Raw genomic sequence first — 15,423 nt, 5'->3', positions numbered from 1 at the left:
TGCATTTCTGTCATGTTGTGTGGGTGTTATTTTAAGGCCGCAGGTTAACCATAACCTTACAAGACCTGTGGTTTTTACTTCAAGGACACCCTATGAAAACCTCTCTGTTCAAAAGCCTTTACTTTCAGGTCCTGACAGCAATTGCCATTGGTATCCTCCTTGGCCATTACTACCCTGAATTAGGCGCACAAATGAAACCGCTTGGCGACGCGTTCGTTAAGCTGATTAAGATGGTCATCGCACCGGTTATCTTCTGTACTGTCGTTACCGGCATTGCAGGTATGGAAAGCATGAAAGCGGTGGGCCGCACCGGTGCGGTTGCGCTGCTTTACTTTGAGATTGTCAGTACGATTGCGCTGATCATTGGTCTCATTATCGTCAACGTCGTTCAGCCTGGCTCCGGGATGAACGTCGATCCGGCGACGCTGGATGCTAAAGCGGTGGCGATCTACGCCGAACAAGCAAAAGACCAGGGAATCGTGGGCTTCCTGATGGATATCATCCCGGGCAGCGTCATCGGCGCGTTCGCCAGCGGTAATATCCTACAGGTTCTGCTGTTTGCGGTGATGTTCGGCTTTGCGCTGCATCGTCTGGGCAGCAAAGGCCAGCTGATTTTCAACGTGATTGAAAGCTTCTCGCAGGTCATTTTCGGCATCATCAACATGATCATGCGCCTGGCGCCTATCGGTGCTTTCGGTGCGATGGCCTTTACTATCGGTAAATACGGCGTGGGTACGCTGGTGCAGTTGGGGCAGCTGATTGTCTGCTTCTACATCACCTGTATTCTGTTCGTGGTGGTGGTGCTTGGCTCGATTGCCCGCGCAGCTGGCTTCAGTATTTTTAAATTTATCCGCTACATCCGTGAAGAACTGCTGATTGTGCTGGGGACGTCCTCCTCCGAATCCGTGCTGCCGCGTATGCTGGATAAGATGGAAAAGCTGGGCTGCCGTAAGTCGGTGGTGGGGCTGGTTATTCCCACTGGCTACTCGTTTAACCTGGACGGAACCTCGATCTATCTGACGATGGCGGCGGTGTTTATCGCCCAGGCGACCAACAGTCATATGGATATCTTCCATCAGGTAACCCTGCTGGTGGTGCTGCTGCTCTCCTCGAAAGGGGCGGCCGGGGTAACGGGGAGCGGATTTATCGTGCTGGCTGCGACGATCTCTGCGGTGGGCCACTTACCGGTTGCGGGTCTGGCGCTGATCCTCGGTATCGACCGCTTTATGTCTGAAGCCCGCGCGCTGACCAACCTGGTCGGTAACGGCGTGGCAACGGTCGTTGTGGCGAAGTGGGTGAAAGAACTGGACCACAAAAAGCTGGATGATGTGCTGAATAATCGTGCGCCTGATGGCAAAACGCACGAATTATCCTCTTAATCTCACCTCTTATGCCCGCAGTCCCTTCCAGGACTGCGGGTGTTTGCGCATAATTGACCCCTGCACCCGAATCACTCAACATGTGGCTTCGGGATTTTTTCACTTCTGGCGTGACATTTTTATGTTCGCGCGGTCTAACACGAAGTGTTTTTAACGTCATATTCAGATAAGCCTTCCAGGCTGTCTTTTTATTACCAGGATTGTTGATCAGGGGTTTACATGCAGGGCACAAAAATTCGACTCTTAGCGGGCAGTCTGCTGATGATGGCTACTGTCGGCTATGTGCAGGCAGATGCGCTCCAGCCTGACCCGGCATGGCAACAGGGGACGCTGGCAAATGGATTACAGTGGCAAGTATTAGCTACCCCGCAGCGCCCAAGCGATCGTATTGAGGTTCGTCTGCTGGTCAATACCGGTTCGCTCACCGAAAGTACGCAACAGAGCGGTTTCAGCCATGCCATTCCCCGTATCGCGCTGACGCAAAGCGGCGGCCTTGAGGCCGCGCAAGCACGTTCACTCTGGCAGCAGGGCTTTGACCCCAAACGCCCTGTGCCGCCCGTTATCGTTTCTTATGATTCCACGTTATATAACCTCAGCCTGCCCAACACCCGTAACGATCTGCTAAAAGAGGCGCTCTCTTATCTGGCGCATACCTCCGGCAAACTGTCCATCACGCCAGAGACGGTTGCGCATGCAGTCAATAGTGAAGATATGGTTGCCACCTGGCCTATGGACACCAAAGAGGGCTGGTGGCGCTATCGTCTGAAAGGGTCTGCGCTGTTAGGCCACGATCCGGCCGAGCCGCTGAAACAGCCTGTGGATGTGGAGAAACTTAACGCGTTTTACCAGAAATGGTACACCCCGGACGCGATGACGCTGATTATCGTCGGTAACGTGGACGCGCGTTCGGTTTCTGAGCAGATCAACAAAACCTTCGGCGAGTTGCAAGGCAAACGTGAAACGCCTGCGCCGGTGCCGACGCTTTCCCCTCTGCGCGCCGAAGCGGTCAGCATTATGACTGACGCCGTGCGCCAGGATCGTCTCTCCATCATGTGGGATACGCCGTGGCAGCCCATTCGCGAGTCCGCCGCGCTGCTGCGCTACTGGCAGGCGGATTTAGCCCGTGAGGCCCTGTTCTGGCATGTTCAGCAGGCGCTCAGCAAGAACAACGCCAAAGAGATTGGTCTCGGCTTTGACTGCCGGGTGCTGTTCCTGCGTGCGCAGTGCGCGATCAACGTTGAATCTCCCGGCGATAAGCTGAATCTGAACCTGGGGCTGGTGGCGCGTGAACTGGCGAAAGTCCGTGATAACGGCTTGCCGGAAGAGGAGTTTAACGCGCTGGTGGCGCAGAAGAATCTGGAGTTGCAGAAGCTGTTCGCCACTTATGCGCGTACCGATACCGATATCTTGATCAGCCAACGGATGCGCTCGTTGCAAAATCAGGTGGTCGATATTGCCCCGGAACAGTACCAGCGTTTACGGCAGAACTTCCTGAATAACCTGACCGTTGAGATGTTGAATCAAAACCTGCGTCAGCAGCTATCGCAAGATATGGCGTTGATTCTGCTTCAGCCGAAGGGCGAACCGGAGCTGAATATGAAGGACCTACAGGCAACGTGGGATCAAATCATGGCGCCAGTGACAGCAGCAGCAACAAGCGCAGAAACCGATGATGTCCACCCGGAAGTCACGGATATCCCGGCTGCGCAGTAGCAGTAGGCCGGATAAGGCGGTCACGCCGCCATCCGGCGAGAATGTCATGCCTGATGGCGCTACGCTTATCCGGCCTACAGTACGGTTATTGCGGCATTGCATCGCGCGGGATAATCGCCCCGCGATGCTGAATGACCGTGCTGGCGGTCAGGTGCCCGCGCTGTGCGGCCCCGGCAGCGTCGCCGCCGGTTAAACGTATTGCCAGATACCCGGCGCTAAAGGAGTCGCCCGCAGCGGTGGTGTCGATCACTTTCTCTTTTGGCAATTTCACCGCCGGAACGTCAATCACCTCTTCGCCTTTGATGGAAACCAGGCAGGAATCTGCGCCGCGTTTCACCACCACTTCCTGGACGCCTGCGTCGTGCGTGCGGGCAATGACCTCGGCAACCGGCTTTTCACCCCACAACGCGTCTTCATCATCCAGCGTCAGGAACGCGATATCCGTGCATTCCAGCATCTGCTGATATACCTGCTGCGTCTCTTCTTTGCTTGCCCACAGGCGCGGGCGATAGTTGTTGTCAAAAATGACTTTCCCGCCGTTGGCGCGGCATTCGCGCAGCAGCGACAGTAATTTATCGCGGCTGGATGGGCTTAAAATGGCAAGGCTGATCCCGCTCAGGTAGAGGTAGTCGAAGGTCGCCAGCTCTTCGCAGATTGCCGCAGACTGCTCGCTCTCCAGCCAGAATTTCGCTGCCGCCTCGTTGCGCCAGTAATAGAAAGTGCGTTCGCCAGTGCTGTCCGTCTCGATGTAATAGAGGCCCGGTAGACGGTTTTCCATGCGCTGCGTGAGGGAGGTATCGACATTTTCGCCTTGCCATGAATCCAGCATTTGCTGGCTGAAGCTGTCAGTGCCCAGCGCCGTCACGTAGTGTACGGACAAGGCCGCAGAATCGACCTGACGGGCGATGTAAACGGATGTATTCAACGTGTCGCCACCGAAACCGCGCTGAACGTCTGCGCCTTTCTGTGACAGCTCAATCATGCATTCGCCAATCACGGCAATCTTTTTGGACATAGTCGTGAACCTGCTCTGAAAAAAATTAGCGTTAGTGTGCGCTGTGGTGTATTCAGCGGTCAACTATATTAAAACATCGTTCCATTATTTTTTTGAGCCAACGCGTATTCTGTGTTGATTTTTGTCATGCTGTTTCTATTTTGCGGGACGCTGAACATAAAGTTCTTTGCCAGAGCGCCGATAACCTTTGACGAGTCCGGGCAGTCACACTCTCATTAACAGGACATCTGAGATGATAAAGCAGGTTATCCAGCAGCTAAGCATTCCTGAGGCAAGCATTGAAAGCTTGCAGGAGCGGCGCTTTTGGTTGCAGTGCGAACGTGCTTACACTTATCAGCCAATCTACCAGACCAACGGGCGATTGATGGCCGTGGAACTGCTGACGGTTGTGGTACACCCGGATAACCCTTCCCGGCGCGTTGCCCCGGATCGCTATTTTGCCGAACTGGCGGTAAGACACCGCGTGGATGTGGTGAAAGAACAGCTCCAGTTTCTGGAGCAGAAAGCCGATTTTTTCATGCGTCATGACCTGCTGGCCTCGGTCAATGTCGATGGCCCGACGCTGATCGCGATGCGTCAGCAGCCAGAGGTATTGAAAACGATTGAGCGCCTGCCCTGGCTGCGATTCGAACTGGTGGAACATATTCGTTTACCGAAAGACTCTTCGTTCGCCTCAATGTGTGAATTCGGCCCGCTCTGGCTGGATGATTTCGGCACCGGCATGGCGAATTTCTCTGCCCTGAGCGAAGTGCGTTACGACTACATCAAAGTGGCGCGGGATCTGTTTGTGATGCTGCGCCAGACGCCGGAAGGGCGAAACCTCTTTACGCTGCTGCTGCAACTGATGAACCGCTATTGCCGCGGCGTTATCGTCGAAGGCGTGGAAACGCTGGAAGAGTGGCGCGATGTACAACGTTCGCCCGCTTTCGCGGCGCAGGGGTATTTTCTGTCGCGTCCTGTTCCGCTGGAGAACCTTGAACAGGTGATCCTGATGCTGTAATACCCGCTGTTTCCCGGAATGGCGCGTCTTTCACGCGGTATTCCAGGACGCAGCCTGCCTCCCTTTTCCGTCTGCTGGACTATCTTTAGGACTGGCAAGGAAAGAAGTGAGGAAGTAAAACATGACGAAAGCAGGCAAAATAACCGCTGCCGTATCAGGGACTTTGTTGTTGTTGATCGTCGTACTCATCGTCCTGATTGCGACATTTGACTGGAATCGCCTCAAACCGACCATCAACCAGAAAGTCTCTACAGAACTCAACCGGCCATTCGCCATTCGCGGCGATCTGGGCGTGGTGTGGGAACGTCAAAAACAGGAAACCGGCTGGCGAAGCTGGGTGCCCTGGCCGCACGTTCATGCCGAAGACATTATCCTCGGCAATCCGCCGGATATCCCCGAAGTCACGATGGTGCATCTCCCGCGCGTTGAAGCCACGCTGGCGCCGCTGGCGTTGCTGACCAAAACCGTCTGGCTGCCGTGGATCAAACTGGTGAAGCCTGACGCCCGCCTTATCCGCCTCTCGGAGAAAAACAATAACTGGACCTTCAATCTTGCGGCTGACGAGAAAAACGATCCCAATGCGCAGCCGTCCGCCTGGTCGTTCCGTCTGGATACGATTTTGTTCGATCAGGGGCGTATCGCCATTGACGATAAGGTCAGCAAAGCCGATATCGAGATCCTGGTTGATCCGCTGGGTAAACCACTGCCTTTTAGCGAAGTCACGGGAGCCAAAAGCAACAACGACAACAACAACGTGGGGGATTATGTTTTCGGCCTTAAGGCGCAGGGGCGTTATAACGGGGAACCGCTGACCGGCACGGGCAAAATTGGCGGTATGCTGGCGTTACGCAGCGAAGGCGCGCCTTTCCCGGTGCAGGCTGATTTCCGCTCGGGCAATACTCGCGTGGCCTTTGCCGGGGTGGTCAACGATCCGCTGAACATGGGCGGCGTCGATCTCCAGCTTAAGTTTTCCGGCGACTCGCTGGGCGAATTGTACGACCTGACCGGCGTACTGCTGCCGGACACGCCGCCGTTTGAAACGGACGGTCGCCTGGTGGCGAAAATCGATACGGAGACATCCTCGGTTTTTGACTACCGCAATTTTAATGGCCGCATCGGCGACAGCGATATTCACGGCTCTCTTGCTTACACCACCGGCAAACCGCGCCCCAAACTGGAAGGGGATGTGGAGTCGCGCCAGCTTCGCCTGGCTGACCTGGGGCCGCTGATCGGCGTGGATTCCGGGAAGGGGGCGCAACAGTCGAAACGCGCCGAGCAAAGCAAGGGCGAAAAGAGCATTCAGCCTGCCGACAAAGTGCTGCCTTATGACCGCTTTGAAACCGATAAATGGGACGTGATGGATGCCGACGTGCGTTTTAAGGGCGGGCGTATTGAGCACGGCAGCAGCCTGCCGGTCAGCGATCTCTCTACCCATATCATCCTGAAAAATGCCGATTTACGTTTGCAGCCGCTGAAATTTGGCCTGGCTGGCGGCAGCATTGTCTCCAGCATTCATCTGGAAGGGGATAAAAAGCCGATGCAGGGAAGGGCGAATATCCAGGCGCGTCGTCTTAAACTGAAAGCGCTGATGCCGGATGTCGAACTGATGCAGAAAACATTGGGCGAAATGAACGGTGACGCGGATATCCGGGGAAGCGGCAATTCAGTGGCGGCGCTGTTAGGTAACAGTAATGGCAACCTGAAGTTGCTGATGAACGATGGCGTGATCAGCCGCAACCTGATGGAGATTGTCGGCCTGAACGTGGGCAACTTTATTGTCGGGCAGATATTTGGCGACGATGAGGTACGGGTCAACTGCGCGGCGGCTAATCTTGACATCGTTAATGGCGTTGCGCGCCCGCAAATCTTTGCTTTTGATACGGAAAATGCGCTGGTTAACGTCACCGGAACCGCGAGTTTCGCCTCTGAGCAACTGGATTTAACCATCGATCCAGAGAGCAAAGGGATTCGTATTATTACGCTGCGTTCGCCGCTGTATGTGCGCGGGTCGTTTAAAAACCCGCAGGCGGGGGTGAAAGCCGGGCCGCTGATCGCGCGAGGCGCGGTCGCTGCGGCGCTGGCGACGTTAGTCACGCCTGCCGCCGCGCTTCTGGCGTTGATTTCCCCGTCAGAAGGCGATGCGAATCAGTGTCGGACGATTTTGTCGCAGATGAAGAAATGATGATAGTGCCGGATGGCGGTGTAAACACCTTATCCGGCCTACGGGTGATGGCGGTCAAATCACAACGACTGGTGGCGCGTCTCGTGGGTCAACAGCAGCGCAATCAGCGTCAGGGCGGCCATTGACGCCAGATAGGTGCCGACCGCCGCCAGACCGTAGTTCCCCTGCAACCATGCGGCAATATATGGCGCTACGGACGCGCCAAGAATTGACGACACGTTATACGAGAAGGACGCGCCGGTGTAGCGAACTTCTGTCGGGAACAGCTCCGGCAACAGCGCGCCCATCGGGCCGAAGGTCAGCCCCATCAGACTCAGCCCCAGCAGCAGGAAAACGAATATCAATGCCGGATTACCGGAACCGAGCAACGGTTTAAAGGCAAACAGCGCGAACAGAATGATTATTGTCGTGATAATGACCATGCTCTTACGGCGACCAAAAGCGTCTGCCAGCAGGCCCGCAACCGGCACCATCACGCCAAAGCCGATCACCGCCAGCATCAACATCCACAACACCTCGTTACGCGGTAAACCGAGCCCCGCAGGAGCGGCTGCGGTACTGTACGTCATGGAATAGACCGTCATGATGTAGAACAGCGTATAGGTCGCCAGCATGATGAATGTCCCGAGTACCGTTACGCGTACGTGCCGGGTCAGCAGGGTGCCCAGCGGGATTTTCACCTGCTTTTTCGCCGCGGCGACCTTAGCGAATACCGGTGTTTCATGCAGCGAGACGCGGACGTACAGGCCGATAATGACCAGCACCGCAGAGAAAATGAACGGTAAACGCCAGCCCCAGGTCATGAACTGCTCATCGGTCAGCAGCCAGGAGAGGAGCAGGAACGTGCCGTTGGCGAAGAAGAAGCCGATAGGCGCGCCAAGCTGCGGGAAAGAGCCGTACAGCGCGCGCTTGCGCGGCGGGGCGTTTTCGGTCGCCAGCAGCGCCGCGCCGCCCCATTCTCCGCCGAGACCCAGACCCTGGCCAAAGCGCGCCAGCGCCAGCAGCAACGGGGCGAAAATGCCAATGGTGGCATAGCCCGGCAGCAGACCGATCACGACGGTGGAGATCCCCATCGTCAGCAATGACGCCACCAGCGTCACTTTACGCCCGACGCGGTCGCCGAAGTGGCCGAATAGCGCAGAGCCAATTGGACGCGCGACAAAGGCGATGGCGAAGGTGGCGAGGGACTGAAGCGTTGCCGCTGCCGGATCGCCCTGCGGGAAGAAAATATGGGGGAACACGATTACTGCGGCAGTCGCGTAAATGTAGAAGTCGAAGAACTCAATGGCGGTGCCGATGAGGGAGGCAACGACGACTTTATTGCGCGAGTTTACCGGAACGTGTTCCTGTTCGTTGTCGAGTGTGGTGGCGGTTGCTTGCATAGTATTTTCTTATTTTTTGGCGAACGAACGGCCATATTACGCACAGCAAAAGCGACATTTCAATCTGTAACAAAGCGGGATTTCGCTCAAATAATGGTCAAAAAGGGGATAATGTTTAGACCTGCGATTTCACGTCTATGAAATGCTTCACACAATTTTAAACTTAGAGGATAAAACTGGTTTTAGGTTAAATAAAAGTTACGGTCTGGATTTATATGCTGCAATGCGTGCCGTATAAGGCGTAGCGACCTGCCGGGCGGCAGGCCGGATAAGCATCGCGCCATCCGGCATCAAATAATGAACTAGCGGTGGGTTTTCCCTGGCATACGTGGGTCGTCTTTGTATTCGGCGGTGGCTATCCAGGCCGCGCAAAACAGCGTCAGGCGGGCAAAGAAGTAGAAGAACGCCATCAGGCCAAGCACGGAACCGAATGCGGCGCCGGACGGGGATTTCACCAGGGAAGGCAGCGTGTAGGTCATGATGATTTTGATCACCTCAAAACCGATCGCGGCGATAAACGTACCGCGAATCAATGCCTTCTTGCGCGGTCGATGGCGCGGTAGCCGCCAGAAAATCCAGAAGAACAGCAGGTAGTTGGCGAAAATCGAAATGGCCAGCCCAATCAACCGCCAGGCGGGTTTTAGCCACTCAATGCTGTCGAGATACAGCGCGGAGATAATCATCTGCTGCGCAGAACCGGCAATCGAGGTAATGGACAGCGTGATAATCAGCGCAACCAACAGCCCAATCAGCGAGACAAAATCGCGCAGGTATTTTATCCAGATTTTTTCCTGATCCTGCGGGGTGCGCTCCCACACGTCCCGAGACTGGGCGCGAATCGCTTCACGCAGGTTGCCCATCCAGTTGATCCCGGAATAGAGCGCAATGCCCAGCCCCACCAGGCCGACGGTGGTTCGCTGCTGAACGGCGGTGTTGATAGTGCTTTTCAGCGTGGACGCCAGCGTAGGGTCGCTGACGTTCATCAGGATTTTATTGAAAATGTCCTCTAATAGCGTGGGATGCGACGCGAGAATAAAACCGGCGGCGGCAAACGACACCATCAGGACAGGGATCATCGACAGAAACGAGAAATAGGTGATCGCGGCGCCAAACTGGTTGCCCAGCCGATCGTTAAAACGCTCTGCGGCGCGGATCAGGTGGGCAATCACCGGCTGACGCTGGATTCTCGCTGCCGTCGTGGAGACCGTTTTGAGCGCCTGGGTGGCCTTATTGTTTGTTTCTGGTTCGTCACGATCGTGCGTCTCCACTTTGGGCACCGGCGCATGGTCGAGTTCCTGAATAGGGCGTTTTACATCTTTTTCCTGCGTCATCAGGTCGATAGTCCTTCTTTTGTTAACTCTCAGAACAGTATAGCGTGTCAGTCCACGTAGTCTTTCATTACGCCGGTCAGCCACTCCATAAACAGGTGCACCCGGCGGGAGAGGTTGCGGCGATGCGGGTAGAGCAGGGACACCGGCATTGGGTCAGCGCGATACTGCGGCAGGATCTCGATGAGCGTCCCGGCGCGCAATGCTTCGCGAACGCCGATGCGCGGCACCTGAATGATTCCCAGCCCCGCCAGGCAGGCGGCATGGTAGGTCTCGGTGCTGTTGACCGTCAGAATGCCGCCGGTTTTAATCCACTGCGTGCCGTTTGCCGTTGCCACTTCGAAGCCTTGCGGGCGCGTGCCCAGATTGACGGAATAATGAACCACCGCATGCGAAGCCAGATCGTCCAGGCCTTCTGGGTAGCCAAAACGCGCCAGATACTGCGGGCTGGCGCAGTTAATGACCGACAACTTTCCCAACGGGCGGGCGATCAACCCGGAATCTTTTAGCGTCCCGACCCGCACTACGCAGTCGAACCCTTCCCGTATCAAATCCACCAGGCGATCGCTGCTGCTGAGTTCCAGCTCAATACCCGGATATTGCTGTAAAAACGCGGGCAGGCGCGGTATCACCAGGTTCTTGGCGACCCCAACCGGCATATCGACCCGCAGCTTGCCGCTGATGCTAGCCGGGTCGTGCTGGAATAAACCGTCCAGCTCGTCCAGGTTCGTCAGCAGATCTTTCGCACGTTCGTAATACACCATTCCGTCCTGAGTAAGCTGAACCCGCCGGGTGGTGCGGTGCAGCAACTGCGTGCCGAGGTGGTTTTCCAGCGCCTGTATCTGGCGGGATACGCTACCTTTAGGAAGGCCTGATGTTTCGGCGGCGCGGGAAAAACTCTCCAGTTCAGCGACGCGAATGAACAACTGCATTGCGTGAATTTTATCCATCGCGAGGTCCCGGTGTTGTTCTGAATGAAACAGTGAAGCGCATTTCGCTACATTTATTGTTTTTCTAACACCTAATAAGCTCTTTCTCAATCTTCACAACACCTGAAATGAGGTTTCTTATGACGCAACGTATCGCATTAGTGACCGGCGGCAGCCGAGGGCTCGGTAAAAACGCGGCGCTTAAGCTGGCGAGCAAAGGAATCGGGATCATTCTGACGTGGAACAGCAATGAAAAAGAGGCGCAGCAGGTCGTGCATGAAATTACGCAATCAGGCGGGAAAGCCGCAGCATTGCAGTTGAATGTCGGGGATATTTCGGGATTCCCGGCGTTTGTTGAAAAGGTGCAGGAAACCCTGAAAACGGAGTGGCAGCGTGATTCATTTGATTATTTATTGAACAATGCCGGAATCGGCATCAACGCGCCGTATTCGACCTTCACTGAAGCGCAGTTTGACCAGCTTTTGAACATTCAGTTTAAAGGGCCGTTTTTCCTGACTCAGGGGCTGTTACCCCTGCTGAAGAATGGCGGCAGGATCCTCAATGTGTCAACGGGGCTGGCCCGTTTTGCGTTGCCTGGCTACAGCGCTTATGCCGCGATGAAGGGGGCGATGGAAGTGCTGACGCGTTATCAGGCAAAAGAGCTGGGCGAACGCGGCATCACCGTGAACATTATTGCGCCGGGAGCCATTGAAACTGATTTTGGCGGCGGCAATGTGCGGGACAATGAACAACTGAATGCGTATATCGCGTCACAAACCGCCCTGGGACGGGTCGGTTTGCCGGACGATATTGGTGATGCCATCGCTGCGTTGCTCAGCGATGAACTGGGCTGGATGACCGCGCAGCGTATCGAAGTGTCGGGCGGCATGTTCTTATAATCAGGATGATAATATTAAGCGGGTGGTTTACACCCGCAACATTAATTTAGATTAAGGATAAACTTATTTCAGGAACGCTGTTTTATTCCTGACGTTAATTTTAATATTCCGCGATGATTGTTCATCGACTTCTCTTTATTTCTCTCGCCGCCCAAAATAAATTTCTCAACCTTTGCGTTATAGTCACTGTAATGCCAAAAAAATCTGTTATATCTATCAAAACAGATAATTAAAATAATATTAAAAGCCTTCTTTATGGAGGGGCTTTTTTAGGGACGATCATGACGAATAACGCTTCGCAGGCGATGCATTCGCCTTTTGAACACTGTCTGGGCATCATCCGTCAGGCGTCAGTGGAGATCCTGCTGCTGCTGGGCGTACATGTTGCGGAAGGAAAAGAACCGCGCTGGTTTATGGAACAACTGGATCAAGCCCGCCTTAATTTAGGCGGCTGGAGCGTGGTGGCAAAAAAATTACATATAAACGATGCGCAACTGAGCCAGTTTATGCTGCATTTGCGACATCTCCAGCAGTATGTTCCGCAATATGACAGCGGGAAGGATGTCAGTGAAAACCAACTGCTTGCCGCCCTGCGTTTTGTGGCGTCGCTGGAACAACTGCGCCAGCGGCAGCCGCTTCTCACTTATCAGACTGATATTGATGCAGGCAATCAGGACGCGCAAATACAGGCCCGGCGTCAGCTGCGGGCGATTGAACTCACGCTGAAAGCGCTTATTTCGCAGGTGTGGCCAGATCGTCATCAGTTGAATAGCTACCTGAAGCTGCATTTTGGCGCCGATCGTCTGCGACGCTGGTTAAAACTCAGCGAAGGACAGGATGCGCTCAGCGCGATGCTGTTCAGCGAGCTGGCATTGATGGTGGTCGATAAAAAGTCGTTTGCCCGTCACTATTCCGCATTTTTCAAAGACGCGTCTGCGCTGACGCTGTTTGTTGAGCCGCGTACGACCCTGCGTATGTTCCTTGAGGATTGCCGTCAGGCGCGTAACGGCATCATCGCCGGGCAGCCGCTCAGTTCCGTACAGTTGTCGCTACTGGATTGTCAGTTCCGCCAGATCACCCGCTCGGTACAGCGGGCGTTTAATGAAAAACGCACCCGCATAAACCCGGCTTCGTTTATGGCGTCCGATGAGGGCGTGGTGGAGAAATTCTGGGAGGAGGCGCGAGAAAAAGACGCGCTGGCAGGGGGAGATAACCAGGAAATTGGCGAGAGTATTGAACCGCCTCACAAGCGACAGCAGCGGACGGCTGAAGAGCGTGAGCAGCTGATTTCCGGGGTGTTGTGGGGCGGGGTTGGCGCAATGGTGCTGGCGATTCTGGTGGGGGCGTTTTGGTTGTTCAGCTCTCCGCCTCCCTCTGCCGCGCCCGTACAACGCGACGAGGTCATGCAGGATGACGCCCGGCTTGAGGCGCCCTCCGCGCGGGAAACCATGAGCCGCATGGGGATCACCTGGGACCCGTTTAATATGCGCTCGGCGATCGACCGTAATGATACGCGCGTTACGGCGTTGTTCTTACAGGGCGGGATGAACTGGCAGCTGGCCTGGACCGAACAGGCGTTTTCGGCGGGCAATGCCGATGTGCTGCAACTGCTGCTGCGCTACCCTTCGCTGATGGATGAGGTAAAACCCTGCCGACGCTTCCTGACGTCGCTGAGCCACGCCATGCTGAACGGAGCGTCGCTGACGTCGCTGCATAAAAAGTATCTGCAAAGTTTTTGTACCGTTCCGGCGGTGGTGATGCGCCAGCAGCATGATATGGAGCAGGCCCGGCTGCGTGTTCAGGCCGAGCCCAGCGCGGAAAACAAAAAATGGTTAAAGATTCAGACCGCCATTTATAATGTGATTCGGTAACGCCGCTATGGTTCGCCGTATAAACCAATCAAACGGCGAACCACGCCATTGGTCCAGCCAAACCCATCCTGCAACGGATATTCCCCGCCGCCCCCTTCACGCGGCGTGCCGCAGGCAATATGGTACTTTTCGATCAGTTTATGGTGCTGCTGGTAAAAAATATTGACGGTTTTTAACCAGTTGCGGGCAATTTCATCCCCCAGCATATCGTCGCCGTACAGCTTGAAGCCCTGGATTGCCATCCACTGTAGTGGCGCCCAGCCGTTAGGCTTATCCCATTGCTCGCCGGTTTCATACTCCGTCGCCATGATCCCGCCAGGCGTCAGCAGGCGGCTGCGAACGGCGTTAGCGAGGCGGTCTGCCTGCTCGTGAGTCGCCATGCCGACGTACAGCGGCACGATACTGGCGGCGGAAAAGAGCGCCATTTGCTCGCGCCGCCAGTCGTAATCCCGATAGCAGCCATTCTCGTCATCCCACAGATAGCGGTTTACGGCGGCGCGGCGATCGCTGGCCTTCTGGCGAAATGCCGCTTCGGTTTCACGGTCGCCTTTCAGGGCGGAAATGTTGGCAATCGCGCTCTCCAGTTTGTAGAGGAAAGCGTTCAGGTCAATGGGGATGAACTGGGTTGTGCGGATGCTGGCCAGCCGGCTTGCATCGCGCAGCCAGCGTGATGAGTAATCCCAACCGGAGGCCGCGCCAGCACGGAGATCCCGGTATACCTCATTGGCCGGGCGACCCGAATGTTTGGCGGTTTCCACATCCTCCAGCCACGATTCGTCGCGGGGCGTGTCGCGATCGTCCCAGTAGCGGTTGAGCAGGGAACCGTCCGGCATTCTGATGACATGGCGATAGGCCTGGTTGAGCACCAGAGATTCCGCGCCGTCCATCCAGAAGGCGTACTCCATTTTCAGATGATCCAGATAGCGCCGCGCCCCGCGCACGCCATCCTCTTCGAACAGTTCGACCATCAGCGCAAAGACCGGCGGCTGCGAGCGGCTCAAATAATATGTGCGGTTTCCGTTGGGGATGTGGCCGTAATTCTCAATCATCCACGCGAAGTTGTCTGCCATACATTTCAGCAGGTCTTCCCGGCCGCTTTCCGCCAGGCCCAGCATGGTGAAATAGGAGTCCCAGTAGTAGGTTTCGCTAAAACGTCCGCCCGGCACGATATAGGATTGCGGCAGCGCCAGCAGCGAGGACCAGGGAATGTGATCCTGCGGCTCACGCGTCAGCACCGGCCAGAGCTGATCAATATGCTCTTTCAGTGAATTTTCCGGGTTGGAGACATATTCACTGGACCGGGTTTCCGGTAGCCAGAAGTGATTTTCAACAAAGCGCAGCAGGTCAAAGTCGCGGTGTCGTCTGACCTTACGGTAGCGGATCAGAATATCCAGCGGGTCCATTTTTGGCGCGCAGTCGGGGAAAGTTTTACTGTCGGCAAAAAGCCGGGATGATTGCACATGCTCGAACAGCTCAAGATAGCGATCGGCTGGGGTAAGGGCGTCGGAGGCGGGTAGCCCCTCAATCATCTCAGGTTCCGGTTCTGCCTCGATCATTTCATCCAGCTTTAACTCGCACGGGTCCGTTTCATAAAGCAGATCGATTTCGATCGTTAATTCGTCGGATGGGGCGGGGTGTAATTTCTGGTTGAGCATAATGAGAAGGACCTCCGGATTGCGTCGTAAATGATACGGGTGTTGCCCGGCTGTCTATTAAGCGTAGACA

11 protein-coding genes are annotated in these 15,423 nt (G+C 55.4%); 6 read left to right on the top strand and 5 right to left on the bottom strand.

What is annotated here, in order from left to right; translation table 11 throughout:
- The first annotated feature begins 92 nt into the window (after positions 1-92).
- Complete coding sequence (dctA, locus tag OGX80_RS06450) at positions 93-1,379, top strand: C4-dicarboxylate transporter DctC (RefSeq protein ID WP_012135654.1); 1,287 nt, start codon at positions 93-95, stop codon at positions 1,377-1,379.
- A 219-nt stretch (positions 1,380-1,598) separates the two neighbouring features.
- Complete coding sequence (locus OGX80_RS06445) at positions 1,599-3,092, top strand: M16 family metallopeptidase (protein ID WP_115181005.1); 1,494 nt, start codon at positions 1,599-1,601, stop codon at positions 3,090-3,092.
- Between the two features lie 85 nt (positions 3,093-3,177).
- Here the strand turns inward: OGX80_RS06445 and kdgK are convergent, their stop codons facing one another.
- Complete coding sequence (kdgK, locus tag OGX80_RS06440) at positions 3,178-4,107, bottom strand: 2-dehydro-3-deoxygluconokinase (RefSeq protein WP_012135652.1); 930 nt, start codon at positions 4,105-4,107, stop codon at positions 3,178-3,180.
- Between the two features lie 232 nt (positions 4,108-4,339).
- Between kdgK and pdeH the strand changes: the two genes are divergently transcribed.
- Positions 4,340-5,107: a cyclic-guanylate-specific phosphodiesterase gene (gene pdeH, locus OGX80_RS06435; protein ID WP_012135651.1), complete on the top strand. Its 768-nt coding sequence runs from the start codon at positions 4,340-4,342 to the stop codon at positions 5,105-5,107.
- 121 nt (positions 5,108-5,228) lie between these two features.
- Positions 5,229-7,289 carry an AsmA family protein gene (locus OGX80_RS06430; RefSeq protein WP_115181006.1) on the top strand — a complete coding sequence of 687 codons (2,061 nt, stop codon included), beginning with the start codon at positions 5,229-5,231 and terminating at the stop codon, positions 7,287-7,289.
- Between the two features lie 59 nt (positions 7,290-7,348).
- Here OGX80_RS06430 and OGX80_RS06425 read toward each other — a convergent pair whose 3' ends face one another.
- The 3 genes from OGX80_RS06425 to OGX80_RS06415 all read right to left on the bottom strand — a co-directional run bounded on the left by OGX80_RS06425 (position 7,349) and on the right by OGX80_RS06415 (position 10,949).
- The gene (locus OGX80_RS06425) at positions 7,349-8,671 is read right to left on the bottom strand and encodes an MFS transporter (protein WP_115181007.1); all 1,323 of its coding nucleotides are present in this window, start codon (positions 8,669-8,671) and stop codon (positions 7,349-7,351) included.
- 302 nt (positions 8,672-8,973) lie between these two features.
- A complete protein-coding gene (gene yhjD, locus OGX80_RS06420; RefSeq protein ID WP_012135646.1) occupies positions 8,974-10,002 on the bottom strand; it encodes an inner membrane protein YhjD in 1,029 nt (342 codons plus the stop codon).
- A gap of 47 nt (positions 10,003-10,049) precedes the next feature.
- Entirely contained in the window at positions 10,050-10,949 is a 900-nt protein-coding gene (locus OGX80_RS06415; RefSeq protein WP_047460427.1) for a LysR family transcriptional regulator, read from the bottom strand.
- Between the two features lie 119 nt (positions 10,950-11,068).
- Between OGX80_RS06415 and OGX80_RS06410 the strand changes: the two genes are divergently transcribed.
- Positions 11,069-11,827: an SDR family NAD(P)-dependent oxidoreductase gene (locus OGX80_RS06410; RefSeq protein WP_115181009.1), complete on the top strand. Its 759-nt coding sequence runs from the start codon at positions 11,069-11,071 to the stop codon at positions 11,825-11,827.
- 281 nt (positions 11,828-12,108) lie between these two features.
- On the top strand, positions 12,109-13,698 hold the full coding sequence (locus tag OGX80_RS06405) for an STY4199 family HEPN domain-containing protein (protein WP_115181010.1): 1,590 nt from the start codon (positions 12,109-12,111) through the stop codon (positions 13,696-13,698).
- A gap of 5 nt (positions 13,699-13,703) precedes the next feature.
- Here the strand turns inward: OGX80_RS06405 and OGX80_RS06400 are convergent, their stop codons facing one another.
- A complete protein-coding gene (locus tag OGX80_RS06400; protein ID WP_060816131.1) occupies positions 13,704-15,353 on the bottom strand; it encodes an alpha,alpha-trehalase in 1,650 nt (549 codons plus the stop codon).
- Positions 15,354-15,423: the final 70 nt, after the last annotated feature.

The organism is Citrobacter sp. CK194 (assembly GCF_030333395.1).
GTDB lineage: Bacteria > Pseudomonadota > Gammaproteobacteria > Enterobacterales > Enterobacteriaceae > Citrobacter_B > Citrobacter_B koseri.
Note: the sequence above shows the minus strand (reverse complement) of the source record. Positions and strands in the feature narration are given on the sequence as shown.

Bases quoted from the DNA above. Each gene is read 5' to 3' on its own strand.
- dctA (WP_012135654.1), top strand. From the start codon at position 93: ATGAAAACCTCTCTGTTCAAAAGCCTTTACTTTCAGGTCCTGACAGCA.
- OGX80_RS06445 (WP_115181005.1), top strand. From the start codon at position 1,599: ATGCAGGGCACAAAAATTCGACTCTTAGCGGGCAGTCTGCTGATGATG.
- kdgK (WP_012135652.1), bottom strand. From the start codon at position 4,107: ATGTCCAAAAAGATTGCCGTGATTGGCGAATGCATGATTGAGCTGTCA.
- pdeH (WP_012135651.1), top strand. From the start codon at position 4,340: ATGATAAAGCAGGTTATCCAGCAGCTAAGCATTCCTGAGGCAAGCATT.
- OGX80_RS06430 (WP_115181006.1), top strand. From the start codon at position 5,229: ATGACGAAAGCAGGCAAAATAACCGCTGCCGTATCAGGGACTTTGTTG.
- OGX80_RS06425 (WP_115181007.1), bottom strand. From the start codon at position 8,671: ATGCAAGCAACCGCCACCACACTCGACAACGAACAGGAACACGTTCCG.
- yhjD (WP_012135646.1), bottom strand. From the start codon at position 10,002: ATGACGCAGGAAAAAGATGTAAAACGCCCTATTCAGGAACTCGACCAT.
- OGX80_RS06415 (WP_047460427.1), bottom strand. From the start codon at position 10,949: ATGGATAAAATTCACGCAATGCAGTTGTTCATTCGCGTCGCTGAACTG.
- OGX80_RS06410 (WP_115181009.1), top strand. From the start codon at position 11,069: ATGACGCAACGTATCGCATTAGTGACCGGCGGCAGCCGAGGGCTCGGT.
- OGX80_RS06405 (WP_115181010.1), top strand. From the start codon at position 12,109: ATGACGAATAACGCTTCGCAGGCGATGCATTCGCCTTTTGAACACTGT.
- OGX80_RS06400 (WP_060816131.1), bottom strand. From the start codon at position 15,353: ATGCTCAACCAGAAATTACACCCCGCCCCATCCGACGAATTAACGATC.